Raw genomic sequence first — 23,148 nt, 5'->3', positions numbered from 1 at the left:
TAAATCAGACTATTTTCTGAAAAATACTTGTAATATTCAGAAAATTATATATAATTAAGATTAAGTTCTTCACCCTATCTGCCAGCCAGCAGAAGGAAGGGAAGACTCAGAAGTAGCATCAAAAATCATTGACTGTTAAGATTCATCGACCATCCTTTACCGGATGAAGCTTATGAATCATGTAGCCAGTCCTTACCACATTTATTGTGATAGGACTGGCTTTTTGTATTTTGAAAAAAATGATTTCACAAAAGGAGTGGATATGGTGGGAGGTGCTTTAGCTGGAATTAAAGTTTTAGATTTAACTAGAGTGCTTGCAGGACCTTACTGCACAATGATGCTAGCCGACCTCGGAGCAGATGTGATGAAAGTTGAAGCACCAGGAGGAAGTGATGAAACTAGAGGATGGGGTCCTCCATTCAAGAATGGTGTCAGTGCCTATTACTTATGTGCAAATCGTAATAAAAGGAGTATTACCGTAAATTTAAAAACCGAAGAAGGCCGGGACATTATTCGAACTCTAGCCAAAGATGCTGATGTTCTGATCCACAATTTTAAAACGGGTTCGATGGAAAAGTGGCTACTAGACTATGAGAGTTTACAAGAATTGAATTCAGGACTAGTATTTTGCTCGATTACCGGCTTTGGGGAAACAGGACCGTATTCTCAATTGCCTGGTTACGATTTCATCGTACAAGGGATGAGCGGGCTCATGAGTATAACTGGAACCGAGGAAAGCGGGCCGTTAAAAATTGGTGTGGCAATGGTGGACATTTTAACGGGATTATATGCTGCGATTTCCATCCAGGCCGCTCTCCTTGAACGAGTGAAATCGGGTTTAGGCCAAAAAATCGACATGTCTTTGCTGGATGCGGCAGTTGGGTCTCTAGCAAATGTTGCAAGCAACTATTTAATATCTGGGAAAGTTCCACAAAAGCTAGGAAATGAACATCCGAATATTGTCCCTTATGCTACTTTCCAGACTGCGGATGGTGAAATGATTATCGCGGTTGGAAACGATCGCCAATTTACAACCTTGTGCGAGTTGCTAGAAATGAAAGCGATTGCACAGCACGAAAAATTCCGAACGAATTCGGCTCGGGTCCAAAATCGACTGGAACTTACTAGCATTTTAAACGAGCGGCTTCAATCCCAATCTATGGAATATTGGACCAGTTTATTCTCAGCTTACAATATTCCATGCGGACCGATCAATACGATGGATCGTGTTTTCAACCATCCACAAATTAAAGCCCGACAAATGGTAGTCGAAATGAATCATCCTGAGGCTGGCGTGGTGAATTTAGTTGGGTCACCCCTCAAACTTTCTCGCACTAAAGTGAGAATGGAACGACATCCACCAGTTGCCGGAGAGCATACGATTGAAATAATGCAACAAGCAGGATTTTTACAAACAGAAATTAATCAATTCAAAAATAACAATATAATATAGGGGGTTTTTATATGAATTTCGAATTTACTGAAGAACAAGTGATGTTAAGAAAAATGGTCAGAAGCTTTGTTGATAAAGAGATTATGCCAAATATCGGTGAATGGGATGAAAATCAACAATTTAATCAAAATATTTTAAAGCGCTTAGCTGAATTAAATCTTATGGGTGTTTGTATTCCTGAAGCATACGGCGGAAGCGGAATGGATTATAATTCCTTAGCTATTGTTTGCGAGGAGTTAGAAAGAGGGGATACAGCTTTCCGCACAGCTGTCTCGGTGCATATCGGACTGAACAGCTTAACATTATTACAATTCGGGACTGAGACACAAAAGCAAAAATATCTTGTACCTCAAGCAAAGGGTGAAAAAATTGGGGCATTTGGATTAACAGAGCCTGGTGCGGGTTCTGACGTGGCATCTCTTGCTACGACAGCGGTGAAAGATGGCGATGATTATATCTTAAATGGTTCCAAAACATGGATTTCGTTATGTGACTATGCTGACAATTTCATTGTGTTTGCTTATACCGATAAAGATAAACGTCATAATGGGATTTCTGCCTTTATTGTTGAGCGTACAATGCCAGGCTTTTCATCGCATGCAATCAAAGGGAAGTTGGGAATTCGCGCAGGTAATACTGGAGAGTTGTTCTTTGACCAAGTACGAATTCCAAAAGAAAATCTGCTTGGTAAAGAAGGGGAAGGATTTAAAATCGCAATGTCTGCTCTAGATAACGGCCGATTCACTGTAGCTGCTGGAGCCGTGGGATTGATCATGGCAAGTTTAGAGGCAAGTGTGAAGTATTGTCATGAACGACAAACGTTTGGAAAGGAAATCGGCAAACATCAGCTTGTCCAACAAATGGTCGCTAAGATGGAAGCGGGATTGCAAATGAGTAGCTTGTTAGTTTATAAGGCAGGCGAAATGAAAAATAAAGGTAAACGAAATACTCGTGAAACTTCTTTGGCGAAATGGATGGCCTGTGATTTTGCTAATCAAGCAGCCGATGATGCTGTTCAAATTCATGGAGCTTATGGATATTCAAATGAATATCCAGTTGAACGCTACTTACGCAATTCAAAAGCGCCAGTTATTTATGAAGGAACACGTGAAATCCACACCGTTATGCAAGCCGAATATGTGCTTGGTTACCGAGCGGACAAACTACTAAATCAACCCTTACCTGCTTGGCCCTTTGAATGCGATAAAGAAGCAGTAAAAAACTGAGTTATTAGGGGCGGACTAGTAACCTAATCCGTCCCACCTCTAATAGTATTAATATTTTGTTCCTCATGAAAATAGAACATTATCAAAAAATTAGAGAGTTTGGCTAATAATGAATGGATCAAACTTTACTACTAAGTATAAACAAATGAGGTGTATAAAGAAAATTTAATGCAGTTAATATAAGGGGGATCAATATTGGGGGAGAATCAATCAAACAGAACATGGATTATTGTATTCGTCGCCTGTTTTTTAGGGCTATTAGTAGATGGAATGGATATTCAAATGCTATCTGTAACGATTCCAAGTTTAATGGAAGAATTTCACCTTACTAAAGCAGCGGCCGGGCTAATCAGCACATGGTCCCTAGTTGGTATGGCCATCGGAGGAATCATTGGTGGTTGGTTATCTGACAGATTCGGACGAGTACGAATGGCAGCCTGGATGATGGTACTTTTCTCTGTAGGAACAGCTTTTCTTGGATTTGTCCAATCTTACGAACAATTCCTCATCATTCGTTTTATTTCTGCCATTGGGATTGGGGCAGAATATTCTATTTGTACAATGCTTATGGCCGAATATGTCCCTACGAAAAAACGGACAACGATCCTTGGTGCTTTACAATCGTCTTATTCAGTCGGATATTTAGCAGCAGTCTTATTGGCTGGTGCAATCATCCCACAGCATGGTTGGCGACCTCTCTTCTTTATCTCTATTTTGCCAGTCATATTGGCAATTTTCATTGCTTACAAAATTCCAGAACCTAAAGGCTGGAAGGATGAAACGAAAAAGTCCAATGAGAACAAGAAAAATGAATGGGTTACAATTTTCAAAGATCCAAAAACAAGGGGGACTTTCTTGTTCTGGATTCTTACCGCAACTTTTTTACAATTTGGCTATTACGGTGTAGGAACCTGGCTCCCTACCTATATTGTAACCGAATTAGGTTTTACTTTTACTAAAATGACAGGGTATCTTGTTGGAACCTATACAGCTGCGATCCTTGGGAAGGCTATGGCAGGATGGTTAGCAGATCGATTTGGGCGGCGCAATGTTTATGTCATAAGTGCTTTTTTAACTGCAGGTGCCTTGCCATTCATTTATTTTTATCACACACCAACAAATATTATTATGCTTCTAACCATTTTAGGATTTATTTATGGGGCACAATATGGGATAAATTCTACTTACATGAGTGAAAGTTTTCCCACCCATATTCGGGGTACAGCTGTTGGTGGGGCGTATAATATCGGACGATTCGGAGCAGCGATTGCACCGATAAGCATCGGCATTATTGCAGAATCACATTCAATTGGACTAGGCTTAGCGATGTTGGGCATTGCTTACGCGATTTCTGGAATTATTCCAGCGTTATTTATCCGAGAAAAAATGTTTGATCCATTTGAAAATATATCAATCGATATTACGGATCAAAAAGAAGGCGCTTCCAAAAATCATTCGGCATAAAATCCTACATTTAATGGGGGCATTCATTTTATAGATGCCTCCCATTTCCATTTAATATCTTCCCATTATTTTGCTTCGTATTGTTTATATAAATCTTTTAATGCAGCAACCAGGGCGTTATTTGCTTTCCCAAAATATCCGTTTTTTAATGTTTCAAGCGGCAAATCAATTCCATCCAAAAGGCTGTGGCCTTTTAAAATTCTGCGAATAAAATCCTTCCCATGCTCAGTTGCTAATGTACATGAAGCATCGACGATTACCCCATATTTTTTATCAATTTCAGCAGTGATTGTCAATGTTTCAAAAACACTTCTCGCAGCCATCCCTGATGGTAATTTTGCATGTCCGGCAATAAAAATTGTATTCATCCAATCCCTCACTTAAATTATGAATTTTCTATATATTCAGGATAATGCAATTTTATAAGAATGAAAAGAATAATCGCAATATATTTCAATGAAATACATCTGAGTCTAAATCGCTCCCAATAACTACAGAAGTTCAATATTGAAAAAGTTCTAAAAACAATATTGAAATAAGACTCTTCGTTTTTAAATACTTTATCATGGCACTCCTCTACTATATTACTATACTAAAATATGGAAAATAAATTGACATTTAAGGTTCTGATGCATAAACTTATAGTAAGTTATTAGTTAATAGTTAAAATTCGAAATATGAGGTTGTGTATGAGTCAAAAAATAGCAATAGGAAAATTAGCCGTACTTCTGGCTGCCCTGACAGAGGAAGAATTAGAAAATTTTCAACCTTCACTTAAGGATGTCACATATTGTCAGGGAAAAGTCGGTTCGATGAATATGCAGAAGGTCATTTCAGCAGTGGAAACGGCTGCTAAGCGAACCAAGCTCATTCAAGATCAGTTTTACCGGGAAACTCATGCTTTATATCACGCCATATTAGAAGCCATTAAGGGTGTAACTAGAGGTCAGTCTGCTATTGGCGAAATGGGAAGGACCGTAGGACTTCGATTTGCAGTTGTTCGTGGGACTCCGTTTCCTGATAAAGGTGAAGGGGAATGGATAGCCGTTGCTTTTTATGGGACCATTGGTGCTCCCGTAAAAGGTTGGGAGCATGAAACGGTTGGTTTAGGAATTAACCATATATGAATCACATGCTACACGTTTGCTTCAATTTAAATTTACATGCAAATTTTAAAAATTAATCGAATAAAAAGTTTACATTGCCTATAGTCCACTAGTCAGTAGGAGGCGATGATGGTATCACTATGCCATTGTCGTCTCCTTTTTGTTTTTTTAATTATTGAAATAGGAGGCTAAAAATAAATGGTTGAGCTAACAGGGAACTCTTTAACTTTACAAGAAATAAGCAGAGTTTGTTTTGATGGTGAAATCGTCACGATTAGTGCAGAGAGTATGCATAAGGTTGCGGAAAGCCGAGCAGCTGTGGAAAAAATTGTTTCAGAAAAACGGACGATATACGGGATCAATACTGGGTTTGGTAAGTTCAGTGATGTGATGATTGATGAACAGGATGTAAATGATCTGCAATTAAATTTAATCCGCTCCCATGCTTGTGGGGTTGGTGATCCATTTCCAGAAGAGGTATCACGAACCATGCTATTGCTTCGTTTGAATGCTTTAATAAAGGGCTTCTCTGGAATACGCCCCGTCATTGCAGATAGACTCGCCGAATTATTAAACTCCAGAATACATCCTGTGATTCCTCAGCAAGGTTCATTGGGCGCATCAGGTGATTTAGCCCCGCTTTCTCACCTCGCCCTCGTCTTGGTAGGAGAAGGAAAAGTCTTTTATGGGGGAAGGGTTTGCTCAACCAAAGAGGCGTATAAACAGGAGGGGCTGGAGCCAGTCGTCTTGCAGGCAAAAGAAGGGCTAGCTTTGATCAACGGCACACAGGCCATGACTGCAATGGGGGCCATTAATTGGATTGAAGCAAATGAATTGGCCTATCAGTCCGAATGGATAGCAGCCCTGACAATGGAAGGATTAGAGGGCATAATTGATGCCTTTCATCCGGCTATCCATGAAGCTCGGGGGTATCCAGAGCAAATGGCAGTGGCACAGCGTATGAGACAACTATTATCAGGAAGTAAACTCATTACCAGACAAGGGGAAAAACGTGTCCAAGATGCCTATTCATTAAGATGTATTCCACAAGTCCACGGCGCCTCTTGGCAAGCATTGGATTATGTAAAAGAAAAACTTGAAATCGAAATGAATGCAGCAACCGACAATCCTTTGATTTTTGATGACGGCGAGACCGTGATATCGGGAGGGAATTTCCATGGCCAACCGATTGCAATCGCCATGGATTTTATGAAAATAGCCGTGGCTGAGTTAGCTAGTATTTCAGAGCGGAGGATTGAAAGACTTGTAAATCCGCAACTAAATGATTTGCCTCCGTTTTTAAGTGTCCAACCCGGCTTACAATCAGGGGCAATGATCATGCAATATGTGGCTGCCTCGCTTGTTTCAGAAAACAAAACATTAGCTCACCCAGCTAGTGTCGATTCTATCCCTTCCTCTGCAAATCAGGAGGATCACGTCAGTATGGGGACAATCGCCGCAAGACACGCATTTAGCATCATTCAGAATGTTCGGCGGGTTCTAGCAATAGAATGTATTTGTGCTCTTCAGGCAGTTCAATATCGTGGTGTGGATAAAATGGCACCACAAACGCGAGAATTTTATGAAGAAGCAAGAAAACTAGTGCCATCGATTACGGGGGATCGTGTATTTTCGGAGGATATTGAAAGAGTAACAGATTGGCTAAAAAAAAATGACAGGACATGGACAAATATAAGGGATGGATTCCAGGTCGATGAATGTAAACCATATCCTATCATTGATATAGCTCTTTAAAAAGATACTGAATTTAGTAAGAAAAAAATATCTTTAACCTAGGCTGTGTTAAAGCTCAATGTTGATTTTTTGAACAATGTTGATTGGAGTGGAAGGCGCGAGACTCCTGCGGGAGCAGCGGGACAGGTGAGACCCCACAGGCGCTAAAGCGCCGAGGAGGCTCACCGCCCGCCCCGCGGAAAGCGAGTGCCTGAAACGGAAATCAACATTCCAGTTTAACAGAGCCTTAACCTAAAAAAGAATGAAATGGGGAAATACAATGACGACTATTCCGAATCGAACGGTCCGGGCAAAAAAAGGTTTGGAGTTAGAGTGTAAAGGATGGGAGCAAGAAGCAGCACTTCGGATGCTTTATAACAATTTAGATCCTGAAGTGGCAGAAAAGCCAGAGAAATTGGTAGTTTACGGAGGAATTGGAAAGGCTGCTCGAAATTGGGAGGCATTTGATGCGATTGTAACAACGTTAAGACGTCTTGAAAATGATGAAACAATGCTCGTTCAATCAGGGAAACCAGTCGCCGTTTTTAAAACTCATAAAGCGGCACCTAGGGTTTTAATATCGAATTCTGTTCTTGTTCCAAAATGGGCGACTTGGGAACATTTTCACGAGCTCGATAAAAAAGGATTAATGATGTACGGGCAAATGACAGCAGGAAGCTGGATATATATTGGTACCCAGGGAATTTTGCAAGGGACATATGAAACGTTTGCTGAGGTAGCTCGTCAGCACTTTGGCGGTTCGCTTAAAGGGACGATTACGCTAACGGCTGGCCTCGGTGGAATGGGTGGAGCCCAACCATTGTCCGTAACCATGAATGATGGTGTTTGCCTTGCGGTTGAAATTGATCCAAAGCGGATTAAGAAACGGCTTGATACTCACTATTGCGATAAAATGACCGAATCAATTGATGAAGCCATCGAATGGGCTCTTGCGGCAAAGCAACAAGGACTTGCACTGTCAATTGGACTTGTTGGGAACGCCGCAGAAATCCATCACGAGTTACTTAGGAGAAATGTACAAATAGATATTGTAACAGACCAAACATCAGCGCATGATCCACTAAATGGCTATATCCCAGAGGGGATGACATTGGAAGAAGCCAGCTCTCTACGAGTCAATGAACCTTATGAGTATATGACTTTAGCAAAACATTCAATGGCGAATCATGTTCGGGCGATGCTTGCCTTCCAGCAAAAAGGCGCCATCACTTTTGATTACGGAAATAATATTCGTCAAGTGGCGAAAGACGCGGGTGAACAACATGCGTTTGACTTCCCAGGATTTGTTCCAGCTTATATCCGACCTTTATTTTGCGAAGGAAAGGGTCCGTTTCGATGGGCTGCATTATCAGGGGATCCTGAGGACATTTATCGGACAGATGCCCTCATTAAAGAACTATTCCCAGATAATAAGCCACTCATTAGATGGATTGATATGGCTCAGAAAAAGGTTGAATTCCAAGGACTTCCGTCCCGGATTTGCTGGCTCGGATATGGTGAACGAGAGAAAATGGGCCTGGCCATTAATGATCTTGTAAGAAAAGGAGAGTTAAAAGCTCCGATTGTTATTGGTCGAGATCATTTGGATTGTGGGTCTGTAGCTTCACCAAATCGGGAGACAGAGTCGATGAAGGACGGTAGTGATGCGGTAGGAGACTGGGCCATTTTGAATGCACTCATAAATGTTGCCGCAGGTGGATCGTGGATTTCTTTCCATCATGGTGGTGGAGTTGGTATGGGTTATTCCCTTCACGCCGGAATGGTTATAGTTGCTGATGGTACCGATCTCGCCGAGGAACGTTTGAAAAGGGTGTTAACAACGGACCCAGGCATGGGCATTGTCCGGCATGCTGATGCCGGATATGAAAAAGCGATTGAAGTCGCAAAAGAAAAAGGAATCGATATTCCCATGCTTCCTTGAAAATTGGAGTCAGTAGTAAGCACCTATCATCCTTGAAAGGATCTGAAACCATGGAATACGATTTAATCGTTGATAATATCGGACAGCTGATTCTACCTACCTGTTCGTTGAAACCGTTAAAAGGAACTGAGATGAGTCAATTGCCGGTAAGAGAGAATGCTGCTTTTGCTGTTATGAATGGGAAAGTTGCCTGGATTGGATCAGATCAAGAAGCACAAGCCCTTACAGCAAAAGAACGGGCAAATGCCCGGAAAAGGGTAGTTTCTCCTGGACTGGTTGATCCCCATACTCATCTTGTTTTTGGGGGGTCTCGAGAACAAGAACTTGCTTTAAAGCAAGCAGGGATGCCCTATCTAGAAATTTTAGCGAATGGCGGTGGAATTCTAGCCACGGTGGAAGCAACGAAAAAAGCAACTGAAGAAGAATTAGTCCAAAAAACATCACGATATTTGGAAAGAATGATTTCCTTTGGTGTGACAACGATTGAAGCCAAAAGCGGTTACGGGTTGGATAAAGAAACGGAACTGAAGCAACTTCGGGTTACGAAGCGTCTGCAGCAGCTGTTTCCAGTTTCCATCATCTCGACATTTCTGGGACCACACGCGATTCCACCATCCTATAAAGGGAAAAAGGATGCATTTTTACAGGAAATGATCGATTTATTAGCCGAAATAAAGAAGGATCAACTCGCGGATTTTGCCGATATATTTTGTGAAACAGGTGTGTTTACCACCGAGCAAGCAGGGGTATTTTTACAAAAAGCGAGTGAAGCAGGTTTTGGTTTAAAAATTCACGCTGATGAAATTGACCCACTCGGTGGAACAGAATTAGCAGTGGCACTCGGTGCAATCAGTGCCGATCATTTAGTTGCCGCATCAAATGAAGGAATCAAGCGATTGAGTGAGTGTGACACTGTCGCTGTGTTGCTACCAGGAACAACATTTTACCTCGGCAAAGAACATTACGCACGGGCTCGGAAAATGATTGATGAAGGAGTGGCAGTGGCACTGGCGACGGATTTCAACCCAGGTAGTTGTGTAACCGAAAATCTTCAATTGATCATGTCACTTGCAGCTTTAAAACTAAGAATGACTGCTGAGGAAATCTGGAATGCGGTGACAGCGAATGCAGCTTTTGCGGTAGGTAAAGGGGGAGAAGCGGGCATTCTGGAAATCGGAAAACCAGCAACTTTTGTCGTATGGGATATTCCGAATTATTTGTATATTCCTTATCACTTTGGTGTGAATCATACTAAGAGCGTTTACTATGAAGGAATCAAAATATGGGAGAGAAAATGTTATGGCGAAATTTAGTTATCTTCAGCCAGGGCAAGCAGCCGTTTTTAAAGACCGGCATCTGACAAAGGTAAATGAGTGTATTACATCTTTTTCGGAAGGGCTTAAGGGAGAGATTGGTTTGATTGGTCTTCCATCTTCCAAGTCTTCGATTTCCCTGTCTCAGGCAGCAGAGGCCCCCAAAAAAATCAGAGCCTGCTTAAGTAGTTACTCCACTTTTTCAGGAGAGAACAATCATGATTTTAATGATATGAAAATTCTTGATTTCGGCGATTGTTTAACGCATCCAACAGATATTGAAGAAACGTTACAAAGGCTATATGTGAGTGTATCGGAAATGCTCAAGACCAATTCGTGTGAGCGTTTTATCATGTTGGGTGGCGACCATGGAGTCAGTTTTCCTTCTATCCGCGCTTTTCAAGAGTCATTTGGTAGGGTCGGGGTGATTCAGTGGGATGCCCACCATGATGTTCGTAATTTAACAGATGGAGGCAGAACAAATGGTACTCCTTTTAGGAGTTTGATTGAAGGTGGTTTTGTTAAAGGGGAAGACCTTGTCCAAATTGGGATACGTGATTTTTCAAATGCAAAAAAATATCATGATTATGTGTTGAAAGCAGGTGTTTCTGTCTACACGATAAACGACGTGGAAAAAGCAGGGATTGTTCCAATAGTAAAAAAGGAAATTAGCAGGTTGTCCCAACAGGTTGATTTTATCTACCTTTCTGTTGATATGGATGTAGTCGACCAAGCATTTGCACCAGGCTGTCCCGCAATTGGGCCGGGTGGACTGACGTCTCGGGAGCTTCTTGCTAGTATTACTGAGGCAAGCGGGCATGAGAAAGTAAAAGCGATGGACATCGTTGAGATTGATCCATCAAAGGATTTTCGTGATATGACGAGTCGACTGTCTGCCCATGTTATGATGAATTTTATGTATCATAATCGTGTTAACTAAATGGATAACACTTACCTATTAAACGGGGAGATTACTTTTGTAATTCTCCTTTCTCCTTCCTCTTTTCATTCATTCTTTTAACTTTCACCTAAATATAATTTTTCCTTCCTTCACTTTTAACCGTTTTCCGTTTATAATGATTTTATAGGAGATATTATGACCTAGTCATAATTTGTAAATGTCATAATAATCAAGGATGTTAGGGTGATGGAATGAAAAGAGTTGGAATTATCGGTGTTGGGACATATCTACCTGAGCAAATTGTTACAAATATTGATTTAGAAAGTAGAATAGATACTAACGATGAATGGATCCGTACCAGAACAGGGATTGAAGAACGCAGAATTGCCGGGGATGATATAGATACATTACATATGGCAATAAAAGCTGCTAAAAATGCGATTGTAGACGCTGGTTTAGATGCTTCTGACATAGATATGATATTAGTTGCAACTTCTACTCCTGATCATCCTTTTCCTTCGGTTGCTTGCATGGTACAAGAGGCCTTAGGAGTTAAAAATATCCCAGCTATGGATGTAAGTGCTGCTTGTTCAGGGTTTATATATGCAATGGCAACTGCCAAACCATTTATTGAGAGTAATACTTATAACAATATATTGGTGATTGGTAGTGAAAAATTCACTAAAACGCTGGACTGGTCAGACCGGGCTACATGTGTTTTATTTGGTGATGGTGCAGGCGCTGTTGTTCTAAGTGAAGTCTCTGGGGACCGAGGGATTTTATCCTTTGAACTTGGTGCAGACGGTAGCGGCGGAAACCATTTATATATTGACGCAGAGACAGGCAAGATTGCCATGAACGGTAGAGAGGTGTACAAATTCGCTGTTCGTCAATTGCCTGAATCTAGTTTAAGGGTTGTTGAAAGAGCTGGACTGCGGAAAGAGGATATAGATTTTCTCATTCCACATCAAGCAAATATCCGAATAATCGATGCGGCAAGAGAAAGACTTGGTCTTGATCAAGAAAAGGTTTCTACCACCGTTAGAAAACATGGTAATACCTCAGCTGCCTCCATTCCATTAGCTTTGTTTTCAGAAATTCAAAACGGTTTAATTCATGATGGGGATATTATTGTCATGGTCGGTTTTGGTGGAGGTTTAACTTGGGGTTCAGTATGCTTAAAATGGGGTAAATAAATTGCATTTAAGGAGAGAACGATGAAAAAACGAGTAGTTGTTACAGGGATTGGAGCCGTTACTCCAGTAGGAAATGATGCATATTCAACATGGAACAATATTAAAAACGGTGTGTCGGGTGTAGCACCTATCACAAAGTTTGATACGGAAAGATTTAATGTAAAAGTAGCTGGTGAAGTAAAAAACTTCATGCCTGAAGAATTTATGGATGGTAAAGAAGCGAGACGAATGGGTCGTTATACTCAATTTGCTGTTGCAGCTAGTAAGATGGCAATAATGGACGCTGGAGTCCATATTGGCGAAAATGTGGATCCAGAACGTGTAGGCGTATGGATTGGTTCTGGAATTGGCGGATTAGATGAGTTCGAAGAACAACATAAGCGCTTTATGGACAAAGGTCCAAAAAGGGTAAGCCCATTTATCATTCCAATGTTGATTCCCGATATGGCCGCAGGTCGTGTCTCGATTGAATTAGGAGCGAAAGGAATCAATAATTGCTCTGTAACGGCCTGTGCATCAGGTGCAAATTCAATCGGTGATGCTTTCCGTGTGATTCAGAATGGTGAATTGGATATGATGATTGCAGGAGGAACCGAAGCTGCGATCACCCAAATGACGATTGCTGGATTTTCTAACATGACGGCACTTTCGACTAATACCGATCCGACAAAAGCAAGTCGCCCATTTGATAAAAATCGTGATGGATTTGTAATCGCCGAAGGCTCAGGAATCTTAATTTTAGAAGAGCTAGAACATGCCTTAGCTCGAGGTGCAAAAATTCACGGAGAAATAGTGGGTTATGGAGCTACCGGTGACGCTTATCATATTACGACACCTGCACCAAATGGTGAAGGTGGTCAGCGTGCAATGAAGTTGGCATTAAATGATGCAGGGATTACTCCTGAGCAAGTTGATTATATTAATGCACATGGTACAAGCACTTATTATAATGATTTGTACGAAACTAAGGCGATCAAAGAGGTATTTGGGGATTATGCCTATAAGGTTCCTGTTAGTTCAACGAAATCAATGACTGGACATTTGTTGGGGGCAGCTGGAGCGATTGAGGCAGTATTTGCTCTATTAACTATTAAAGAGGGTATTATTCCTCCGACAATTAATATCGAAACACCTGATGAAGAACTTGATTTGGACTATGTTCCAAATAATGCAAGACAAAGTAATGTTGAGTTTGTATTATCCAATTCTTTAGGATTTGGTGGTCACAATGCCACATTAATCTTTAAAAAATACTAATGGTAAAAACCCGAATTTTATTTAAAAATTCGGGTTTTTTTATTTTTGATGAAAGACTTTTTTTGTGGCTTACGAAAAGTGGATGAATGGTTTTGTTTATTTGTTTGCTCGCCCTTAATGATAAAAGGAATTAACAAAATGAGCAGCGTGTAGATTATTGCAGCTTTTAAAGAGATAAGCCACCAAATTGCGATATCAATTGAAAAAAGGAGTAAAAAGGAGATTGTGAATCTTCCTTCTAAGAATATTTTTTTGAGTCGTAACTTCCTTTTTCTTTGTTTGTATTTTGCTAAGTCATAAACTTTTTCCATATAGCCCTCCGCGTTAATTTTTAATATTCCGATAATTCCTTTTACCATATGAATTTATGATTGTCAATTAATCCACCTTGTATATAGTGGGAAATATGCTGATTATACTCCTGTTTTTGTAAATTACTTTCCTTTTCAGTAGACGATGTCAGTAAAATTTGAAGGTTTTGTTAACATCGTTATATTGGAAATATTAAGTGGTATAATGTCTATAAAGTCAAAAATATACAGGAGTGGTTGCCATGATTACGGCAAAAGAAAGATTATTAAGAGTGATAAAAGATATCCCTGAAAGTGAAGTAGCCGATATTTTAGACTATGCAGAGAACTTAAAAGAAAAATTAGACCCTAATTTCAGCAAAGAAATGGCAGATTTTAGTGAAATTAAAATAGAATATTGGGATAGCGATATTTATGATGAGGTTTGGAAAGACGTATAAAGCAACTGAATTTTCTACAATCAACAAAATCATTCTCATTCCGAGTTAGAAAATGATGTTTTCCCGTCCTTTCAATTAAATCTTTGATTTTTGGAAAAGATCCATCTAAAAATTAAATCATCCTAAAAGGCGCACAGTATTTCATTTGAAATACTGTGCGCCTTTTTTGTGAATTTTTCTCCCTTTTTTTAGAGTATTTTTTGTGTATACATGATTTTACTAAACATATCGAAAAATACTAATAGATAAAAAGTGAGGTGTTTGACCATGGAAATTGTAAAATATAAACTTTTGCAAGAAGGTAGCAGTTATTCTCTGGTTATTTTTGTTAGTCATCCTAATGTTGAGTTTTCTAGAGAACTTGGAAGAGATCAAGAAATCAAATTATCGATTCGTCAAGATATTAAAAATCTGTTAATTTATAAATTCCCACATGTTAAAGTGAGCACTGTTACAGTTATGATGGGAGCAATGTTATTAGGATCGTTCCCCGTTGGTGAGATTGTTACAAAAGCAGAAATAAATCAGGTACCTAGTATCAATTCAACAGTTCCATATGTGAACTATATCGTTAAAAGTGGTGATTCTCTTTATGGTATTGCTGCAGCCAATGGAATTAGTGTGGACCAAATCAAACAATTAAATAAATTATCAGGAAACACTATATTTATCGGCAAAACCCTGCAATTACCGTTTGTATCATATACGGTTGTACCTGGAGATTCGTTATTCAGAATCGCTAATAAATACTATTCAACCACCGAAAGCATCAAAATAAAGAATAACTTAACATCTAATACAATTTTTATTGGACAGCATTTAACCATTCCAGTATTAAACCCACCCACGAGTGCCACTGTGGCACCGAACGTTCCAACAGCACCACCAACAACCGTGACACCACCGATAACAGCACCACCAATAATTGCACCATCAACTCCTCAAACGGTTTCTACCATTTATAAGGTTGTATCTGGGGACTCGTTATATGGAATTGCTAAACGGTTTAACACATCTGTATCAGCCATTCAAACTGAAAACAAATTATTAACAAATACCATTAACATCGGTCAGATCCTAAAAATACCGGCACATCAGCCAATCTCAGTACCGTCACCCACACCAGTTCCAGTGCCAATACCAACACCAACACCAACACCTGTTCCTACAGGAACAGTGATTGATTACGTAGTTGTACCAAGCGACACGTTAACAGGAATTGCAAGAAAATATAATACGACAGTGCTTAGAATTAAGGAACTGAATAACCTTTCAACAGATGTAATAAATGTCGGTCAGCATCTAGTTTTTCCGGGAACTGTTGAAGCAGTTATTGTAAAAGATACAACACCACCTTCAATCCCAAATGTCCAAGTTGAAAAAGTGGTGACTGAGCAAAATGTTATAGATTATAAATTATCGGGAACGACTGAGACAAATGGAATCATTGTCGTAACGGTGCTTGATGAGTCAAAACAGACTATCTCCAAAGAAATTAATGCAGACACAAGTGGGATATTTTCAACCAATTTGGATTTGTCTACACTTCAAGATGGGAAAATTACGATATCTGTGGTTGCACAAGATGGCGCTGGTAACAAAAGCCCGATTAATTCTTCCGTTATCATAAAGGACACGAAAGGACCGACAAGAATTATATTTGATAATCTCCCTACCATTTCAAAATCAAATGTAGGTACCTACACAGTTTCTGGACAAACGGAACCAAATAGCCTAGTCGATTTAAAAATTATAAGTAAAACCAATACGATTAATCTTAGTACTCACTCTGATAATAACGGGGATTTTTCAGTCACGCTTAATGCTAATTCAATCCAAGATGGAGAATTAATGATTACAGCCTTGTCACAAGATCAATATGGTAACCAAAGTACCACATTTGAAAAACGGATTTTGAAGGATACAATAGTCAATCCTGTTTCATCTGTAATTCTTGATTCAAATGGTAAAGTAAGTAAGCAAAATGCAAGTGAGTTTCACATTAGAGGTAATAGTGCCGAAGAGGGTGCCATTGTCCATTTTGAGATTTCTGATGGAATGAACAAAATATCGGAAGAGGCTCTTGTCTTAAATGGACTTTATGACAAACAAATTGATCTCAGCAGTTTGAAAGATGGACCTTTAACAGTCCGTATCACTCAAATAGATCAAGCTGGAAATGTTAGTGAAGAAATTTCAAGTCCCATTCAGAAGGATACGGTGGTTATCGAACCTGTGGTGTATACGAGTAAAGTTGAAAAAAAAGCGACAGGTTTCAACTATAAAATTACAGGGCAAGCGGAGCCATTATCGGTGGTTAATGTGTCCGTAATGGGACAAACAGGGCCACAGGAGATAAAACAAACGATTAATTCGAATGAAGCAGGACGATTCGAACTGGATTTAAACATTACTTCCTTCGCCGGTAATCGACCGTTTGTAACGATCAATCAAATGGATCCATTCGGAAACATTAGTAGGACAGCTGTGGTTGGAATAACGAGTTATGTGGTTGGAAGTGGGGATACTTTGTGGGCAATCGCCAACAGATTTAATGTGTCAATTGATAAAATAACGGAATTGAATCAATTAAGTAATACAATCATAAGTGTCGGGCAAGTACTAAATCTTCCAAGTGTAGCGGGAATTAGTTCCCCTAACATCACAGAACAACAGTTTTTTAATATGGGCTATTTATATTTTGGGGGCTCACAAACCTATCTCGTTAGTGTGAGACAAACGGAGAAAACGATTAATGTTGTCTCACCTAGCTATTTTGATCTTAACAGCAACGGTACACTAAAATTAACCTCACAGTTTGATCGTCAATTTATTGTATCCATGCAAAGTTCAGGGATAAGAGTGGTTCCATTTTTAAGCAATCATTGGGACAGAGCAATGGGAGAAATGGCACTAAAAAATAGAGAACAACTCTCCACGCAAATTGCTGACATGGTTCGTTTATATAATTTAGATGGAGTAAACGTCGATATTGAAAATGTAACTGAAGCCTACAGGGACGATTATACGGATTTCATCCGACTTTTAAATGAAAAGCTTCCAGAAAATAAAGAAGTATCTGTAGCCGTTGCTGCTAACCCGTATGGATATACGAAAGGGTGGCAAGGGTCTTACGATTATACCAGCTTAGCCAAGTATGCTGATTATTTAATGATCATGGCCTACGATGAAAGCTATCCAGGAAGTGACCCAGGACCAATTGCAAGCATTAACTTTGTTGAGAAGTCGATTCAATATGCGCTAAATAACGGAGTGGCAGAAGATCAAATCGTCGTTGGAGTTGGCCATTATGGCCGCTATTGGATGGATGGCACATCTTATGGGGGCGATGGAATTTCAAACTTTCAAATCCAGAAGGCTTTAGATTTATACAACGGCACAGTTACATTTGATGAAGCCACAAAATCTGCAAAAGCCATGTTTACAATAAATAAAGGTGACCCAGTCATGACAGTTGGTGGAAAGACTTTAACAGCAGGTACTTATACCGTTTGGTTCGAGAATTCAGATGCCATAAAGGCTAAAATTGATTTGGTGCATAAATATGGTGTTAAGGGACTTGGAAACTGGAGCTTAGGTCAAGATAATCCACAAATTTGGAATGATATCTCTACTTGGTTAAATCCACAAACCACACCGACAGATGGAACCGTCACCCCATAACGGTTTTTATTTAAATACTCAAGGACTTCGTTATTTGCGGAGTTCTTTTTTTAAAATTAAAATTTCATATTATCTTTAAACTAGAGAATGTTAAAACATAGAGGTGATATAGCAATGAATATAATAAAACATCAAATCGTCCCAAAACAAGACGGTTATATGGTTATTTTATATTTAGATCAAAATGAAACTGAGTTTGCTAATGAATTCAACACTATTCAAGAGAAACAGTCCGAAAACTTGGAAAATGATGTTCAAAAATACATGAATGAAAAGATACCAAAAAAAATTATAGTAAAAACAGTTCAAATCATGATCGGTACGGTAATTATATCGACGATAAGCCTTACTGGGAATCATTTTAATTCGACTTCGGCCGAGGCAAGTACAATTAATGCAGACCAAGGTGCTTCTTATATTGTAAAAGCAGGAGATACTTTATTTGGAATAGCTAAACAATATGGAATGTCTGTGGACCAATTAAAGGCTGTAAATAACCTGTCATCAGATATGCTCAGTATTGGACAAGTATTATACATCACAAAAACAACAGTACCAAGTGTAACTCCATCAACAACTTATAGGGTTGTTGCCGGAGACAGCTTATATGGCATTGCAAAAAGATATAGCATTACCGTAGATAGTCTTAAAAGTACAAATCAATTAACTTCTGATGTGCTTAGTGTGGGACAGGTCTTATCGGTTCCCGGTGGTAGCAGCAATTTGGTAACACCAACCGGGCCCTCTACAGTACCTCAGACTTCTACAACTATCGCCTCTTATCAAGTAGTCTCAGGGGATAGCCTCTGGGGAATTTCTAAAAAATTCGGAGTAACAGTAGATGCCATCCAAAGTGGAAACAATTTAACTTCGGATCGATTGTTCGTTGGACAGACTTTAACAATCCCAACAGCAACCACAATAACACCTTCATCAGAAGGTCAAACGGTATCTTATACAGTTAAAGCAGGAGATAGTCTTTCGGCGATTGCCAAGCAATATAATACAACTGTCGATGCTCTCAAACACATAAATCAATTGTCAACCGATATGATTTTGATAGGACAGGTCCTTATCATCCCAAATGGTGGATTAAACGTACCTCAATCAACGAATATGGTTGTAACATTAACGCCTGTTCAAAAACAGTTACAAACGCTTGGCTATTTCGTGGTTCCAGCAACGACCGGTAGTTATGAGAGCGCAGCAATTCAAGCCCTTAAAACCTTTCAAAGTAATTACGGATTGCCCACAACCGGTGCTGAAGACACTGTCACCGTTACAGCCATTGAACATGCCATTGTAAAAAAAGGGTTGGTTCAAGACACCAATCACTACATAGGAGTGCCATATGTTTGGGGTGGAGAAACACCGAGTGGTTTTGACTGCTCTGGATTTGTATATTACATGTTTAAAGAACACGGTGTCGATATGGTGCGTACAACTTCTGGTAATTTATATACGAAAGGAGCGGCAATTGATCGAAGCAGATTACAACCTGGTGATCTCGTATTCTTTGGTGTAAATACCCCTGGAGTGGTTTCACATGTAGGATTTTATGCCGGCAACAATCAATTCGTTTCCGCCACCAGTTCCAAAGGGATCCAGGTTGTTTCGTTAGATAACACTTACTGGTCAAAATATTATATAGGAGCTAAAAGAGTCTATTGATAAAAAGCTAGAAGGGTAAATGAAAATGCAAGGATTGATTCCTTGCATTTTATTGTGTTTGAAAAAATTGTAAAAAGGGGCTTTCTTTTTGGAAAGAGATGAAATATAATCAAACTGTATTAAGAATGATAGTACACTTAGTACAGATGAGAGGGCATTATTTTTGCTTAAAAAAAGGATGGAGCCTAGCACCTGTACTACAGAACGGGGGTCATTATGTTTGAGCTTGACATGAGGAGCCGCAAACCCATCTATGAACAGCTTGTTGATAAATTAAAGGAACTGATCATCAACGAGGTTCTCAAGACTGATGAACAGCTGCCTTCTGTTCGGACATTGGCTCAGCAGCTGACAATTAATCCGAACACGATCCAGAAGGCATATCGGGAATTGGAGATCCAAGGCTTTATTTATTCAGTAAAGGGCAAGGGGAGCTTTGTGAATCCGACCAATCAGACAAGGGATTCGGAAAAAATAACAGCAGTAAAAAGGGAGTTAGAAAAGTTGATCTTAGAAGCACTTTACCTTGGTGTTTCTGCATTAGAATTAGTTGAATTAATCCAAGAACTAGACTCATTGAAAGGGGGAGGCGACAATAATGATTGAAATGAAAAACGTCAGTAAATTATTTGATCGTCAATTAGCAGTGGAAAATGTCAACCTTTCCATCCATACAGGGTCCATTTATGGATTAATTGGTTCAAATGGAGCAGGAAAAACGACGTTGATCAAACTGCTTGCTGGAATTTATCGCCAGGAAAAAGGCGAGGTGATGATAGATGGCCAACCAGTTTACGAAAATATCAGTCTGAAACAGAAAATCTTTTATATCTCGGATCAGCCCTTTTTTCTCGCACAATATACTACACGGGAAATGGCTAATTTATATAAAAATCTCTATCCGAACTGGTGCGAAGAGCGATTCAAAAAACTCGTGCAATCCTTCGATCTTAATATAAACAAAAAAATACAATCATTTTCAAAGGGCTGGCAAAGACAGACCGCATTCATTCTTGCCCTTTCTTCCAAGCCTGATATTCTCATCCTTGATGAACCAATGGATGGGCTTGATCCCGTTATTAGAAAAAAAGTGAAGAACTTAATGATTCAGGATGTTGCAGATAGAGAGATGACGATATTGATTTCATCTCATAATCTACGTGAAATTGAAGATATATGTGACCATATTGGGATCCTTCATAAGGGTGTCCTATTACTGCAAAAAGAGCTTGATGAATTGAAATCAGACATCCACAAAGTGCAAGTCGCCTATAAAGAGGGGCTTCCAAAGAATGTTCTTAAAGATCTTAACGTACTCCATACCGAGACCAGAGGTAGCGTTCAGCTTTGTATTGTCAGGGGGCAGGAAGAGGTCATATTTGAAAAAATCCAAAAGACCAATCCGGTAATTTTTGACTTACTCCCCCTTACACTTGAAGAAATCTTTATTTACGAAATGGGGGATATCGGCTATGCCATTGAAAATGTCATTGTTTAATAAAGAAATCCTCCTGCAAATCTTAAGAAGCGTTGGCTGGGTCTCTATCGTGTATTTCATTGGCTTGTTGTTTGCATTGCCAATCAGAATGATGATGACCTATTCAAAAGATGAATTTGTCAAAGCGCCGTTAGACAGTCTGTTTCAATCTGATTTCGTTATTCAGATCGTCCTACTCATTATCATTCCAGTCCTGTTGGCTGTTTTCCTTTTTCGATTTTTACATGTAAAACAGTCTGTAGATTTGATGCACAGTTTGCCAATTCGAAGAGAGATGTTGTTTTATCATTATGTGATAACGGGTGTAGGGCTCCTTGTCATTCCCGTCCTCTTGATTGCCATTCTTGTCATGATCACTCATGCTTCTCTTGATTTGGATCTTTACTTTGGAATGAGGGACGTTTTGTACTGGGTGGGGGTTACTATTCTACTGAATCTGGTTCTTTTTTCCGCAGGAGTGTTTGTGGCAATGATGACAGGGATTTCAGCAGTCCAAGGTGTCTTAACATATATCTTTCTACTATTTCCGATGGGAATAACATTATTAATCTTTTTTAATTTAAGAATTTTTCTATATGGCTTTCCAGGTGACTATTATTTAAACAAAGACTTTGAAAAAATGTCACCGATCACCTATGCAGCTGTTCTTGATGGTCGCCCTTTACAATGGGGTTATGGGTTATTCTATGCTGTATTAGTGATTATCCTGTTTGTTCTAGCATTATTTTTCTATAAAAAAAGAAAACTGGAAGCAGCCTCTGAGGCGATTGCTTATTCAAAGCTGCGCTCAATATTTAAATATGGAGTTACTTTCTGCACGATGCTGTTTGGAGGGGTGTATTTCAGCGAAATTCAAAATACCAATTTGGGCTGGATAATCTTTGGCTATGTGGTAGGTGCCATCATTGGTTACTTTGTGGCCGAAATGGTTCTCCAGAAAACATGGCGGGTTTTTAGTAGTTTAAAAGGGTTAGCTATATATTCTGCTGTTATTGGATTACTGATTGTTGTGATGCAATCTCTCGGTATTTATGAACAAAAGATTCCTGATCAAAGCGAGATCAAGAGTGTCTTTTTATCGGACAATCCAAACATTTTCATTGACAATAGTGAGACATATGCGCCATATTTTGTTCCCTCTAAAATGAAAGGGATAGAAAACATTGAGGCAGTCCGCAAGTTACACCATCAGATCCTCGCGGATAAAAAAATGAATCAAGAGCTGATTGATGGTCAATATGAAACTGCTTTTTTTATGTATAACTTGAAAAATGGGGATCAAATCGTTCGTCAATACAGGGTCAATCGAGAAATTTATGAAGATTACTACAAATCCATTTATGAGTCAAACGAGTATAAACGGACTACCAAAGAGATTTTCCAAGTGGATGAAAACAAAGCTAATAAAATCACGATAACAGCGAATTTTCCTTATGGGAAAAATGTTGTCATTTCCAATCCTAACGAAGTTATAGAAGCAGTCCAAGCGTTAAAAGCTGACATATTGAATGAATCTTACGAGGATGAGATTTATTATCAAGACCGCGGCTCAAGTATTCAAATCTTCATTGGAAAAGGACGCTCTGTCTATCTCAACTTCAAGCCTTCCTATCATAAATTTGCAAAATGGCTTGAGGACAAACAATTACTCGATCGCTCCTTAGTAACATCAGAAGATATAGACCATGTCCTGGTGGCAGAAATGAAAGCAAACGATTTAGTGGATATGGATGAAAACATAAAAGAAATTGAAAAACGAAAACATTTATTGAAAATTACAGATAAAAGGCAAATAGCGCAAAGTCTTAATCAAGTAGGGTCGAGATATAAAAATAAATACATCGCCATTTTCTACTTTAATGATGGCAACTATCAGGAAGTGTACTATTTAAATGAGGAGCATACTCCAGATTTTATAAAAAACTATTTTAAGTAAATTAGTAAGGTTACGG

The 23,148-nt window shown here is 39.3% G+C and carries 18 protein-coding genes; 16 read left to right on the top strand and 2 right to left on the bottom strand.

Annotated elements, in window-relative coordinates; genetic code table 11:
• Positions 1-265 precede the first annotated feature (265 nt).
• The 3 genes from B1NLA3E_RS11405 to B1NLA3E_RS11395 all read left to right on the top strand — a co-directional run bounded on the left by B1NLA3E_RS11405 (position 266) and on the right by B1NLA3E_RS11395 (position 4,143).
• Positions 266-1,453, top strand: a complete 1,188-nt coding sequence (locus B1NLA3E_RS11405; protein ID WP_144061580.1) for a CaiB/BaiF CoA transferase family protein — start codon at positions 266-268, stop codon at positions 1,451-1,453.
• An 11-nt stretch (positions 1,454-1,464) separates the two neighbouring features.
• Positions 1,465-2,679 carry an acyl-CoA dehydrogenase family protein gene (locus B1NLA3E_RS11400; protein WP_015593992.1) on the top strand — a complete coding sequence of 405 codons (1,215 nt, stop codon included), beginning with the start codon at positions 1,465-1,467 and terminating at the stop codon, positions 2,677-2,679.
• A gap of 195 nt (positions 2,680-2,874) precedes the next feature.
• Positions 2,875-4,143, top strand: coding sequence for an MFS transporter (locus B1NLA3E_RS11395; RefSeq protein WP_015593991.1), 1,269 nt, complete (start codon positions 2,875-2,877; stop codon positions 4,141-4,143).
• A gap of 65 nt (positions 4,144-4,208) precedes the next feature.
• On the opposite strand, the gene B1NLA3E_RS11390 is transcribed toward B1NLA3E_RS11395, so the two are convergent.
• Positions 4,209-4,511: a DUF3870 domain-containing protein gene (locus B1NLA3E_RS11390; protein WP_015593990.1), complete on the bottom strand. Its 303-nt coding sequence runs from the start codon at positions 4,509-4,511 to the stop codon at positions 4,209-4,211.
• 321 nt (positions 4,512-4,832) lie between these two features.
• Between B1NLA3E_RS11390 and hutP the strand changes: the two genes are divergently transcribed.
• From hutP to fabF, 7 genes are all read left to right on the top strand, one after another.
• Positions 4,833-5,270 carry a hut operon transcriptional regulator HutP gene (hutP, locus tag B1NLA3E_RS11385; RefSeq protein ID WP_015593989.1) on the top strand — a complete coding sequence of 146 codons (438 nt, stop codon included), beginning with the start codon at positions 4,833-4,835 and terminating at the stop codon, positions 5,268-5,270.
• A 177-nt stretch (positions 5,271-5,447) separates the two neighbouring features.
• Positions 5,448-7,004: a histidine ammonia-lyase gene (gene hutH, locus B1NLA3E_RS11380; protein WP_015593988.1), complete on the top strand. Its 1,557-nt coding sequence runs from the start codon at positions 5,448-5,450 to the stop codon at positions 7,002-7,004.
• Positions 7,005-7,263: 259 nt separating this feature from the next.
• On the top strand, positions 7,264-8,925 hold the full coding sequence (hutU, locus tag B1NLA3E_RS11375; RefSeq protein ID WP_015593987.1) for a urocanate hydratase: 1,662 nt from the start codon (positions 7,264-7,266) through the stop codon (positions 8,923-8,925).
• 50 nt (positions 8,926-8,975) lie between these two features.
• The gene (gene hutI / locus B1NLA3E_RS11370; RefSeq protein WP_041580472.1) at positions 8,976-10,238 is read left to right on the top strand and encodes an imidazolonepropionase; all 1,263 of its coding nucleotides are present in this window, start codon (positions 8,976-8,978) and stop codon (positions 10,236-10,238) included.
• On the top strand, positions 10,225-11,178 hold the full coding sequence (gene hutG, locus B1NLA3E_RS11365; protein ID WP_015593985.1) for a formimidoylglutamase: 954 nt from the start codon (positions 10,225-10,227) through the stop codon (positions 11,176-11,178). The genes hutI and hutG overlap by 14 nt, the downstream gene beginning before the upstream one ends.
• A 212-nt stretch (positions 11,179-11,390) precedes the next feature.
• Positions 11,391-12,335 (top strand): beta-ketoacyl-ACP synthase III, encoded by a 945-nt coding sequence (locus B1NLA3E_RS11360; protein ID WP_015593984.1) that lies wholly within the window; start codon positions 11,391-11,393, stop codon positions 12,333-12,335.
• A 21-nt stretch (positions 12,336-12,356) separates the two neighbouring features.
• On the top strand, positions 12,357-13,592 hold the full coding sequence (gene fabF, locus B1NLA3E_RS11355; protein WP_015593983.1) for a beta-ketoacyl-ACP synthase II: 1,236 nt from the start codon (positions 12,357-12,359) through the stop codon (positions 13,590-13,592).
• A 17-nt stretch (positions 13,593-13,609) separates the two neighbouring features.
• On the opposite strand, the gene B1NLA3E_RS11350 is transcribed toward fabF, so the two are convergent.
• Entirely contained in the window at positions 13,610-13,903 is a 294-nt protein-coding gene (locus tag B1NLA3E_RS11350) for a hypothetical protein (RefSeq protein WP_144061466.1), read from the bottom strand.
• Positions 13,904-14,145: 242 nt separating this feature from the next.
• On the opposite strand from B1NLA3E_RS11350, the gene B1NLA3E_RS11345 reads away from it, so the two are divergent.
• From B1NLA3E_RS11345 to B1NLA3E_RS11320, 6 genes are all read left to right on the top strand, one after another.
• Complete coding sequence (locus B1NLA3E_RS11345) at positions 14,146-14,343, top strand: hypothetical protein (protein ID WP_015593981.1); 198 nt, start codon at positions 14,146-14,148, stop codon at positions 14,341-14,343.
• Between the two features lie 267 nt (positions 14,344-14,610).
• Positions 14,611-18,027: a LysM peptidoglycan-binding domain-containing protein gene (locus B1NLA3E_RS23285; RefSeq protein WP_015593980.1), complete on the top strand. Its 3,417-nt coding sequence runs from the start codon at positions 14,611-14,613 to the stop codon at positions 18,025-18,027.
• A gap of 114 nt (positions 18,028-18,141) precedes the next feature.
• Positions 18,142-19,698 (top strand): C40 family peptidase, encoded by a 1,557-nt coding sequence (locus B1NLA3E_RS11335; RefSeq protein WP_015593979.1) that lies wholly within the window; start codon positions 18,142-18,144, stop codon positions 19,696-19,698.
• 216 nt (positions 19,699-19,914) lie between these two features.
• On the top strand, positions 19,915-20,304 hold the full coding sequence (locus tag B1NLA3E_RS11330) for a GntR family transcriptional regulator (protein WP_015593978.1): 390 nt from the start codon (positions 19,915-19,917) through the stop codon (positions 20,302-20,304).
• Positions 20,297-21,196, top strand: a complete 900-nt coding sequence (locus B1NLA3E_RS11325; RefSeq protein ID WP_015593977.1) for an ABC transporter ATP-binding protein — start codon at positions 20,297-20,299, stop codon at positions 21,194-21,196. Before B1NLA3E_RS11330 ends, B1NLA3E_RS11325 begins: the two co-directional genes overlap by 8 nt.
• Complete coding sequence (locus B1NLA3E_RS11320) at positions 21,171-23,132, top strand: DUF6449 domain-containing protein (protein ID WP_041580471.1); 1,962 nt, start codon at positions 21,171-21,173, stop codon at positions 23,130-23,132. The genes B1NLA3E_RS11325 and B1NLA3E_RS11320 overlap by 26 nt, the downstream gene beginning before the upstream one ends.
• Positions 23,133-23,148: the final 16 nt, after the last annotated feature.

This window comes from Bacillus sp. 1NLA3E, from assembly GCF_000242895.2.
In the GTDB taxonomy this organism is placed as follows: Bacteria; Bacillota; Bacilli; order Bacillales; family Cytobacillaceae; genus Bacillus_BU.
The sequence above is the reverse complement of the archived record's forward strand: the minus strand, read 5'-3'. Positions and strand labels throughout refer to the sequence as shown.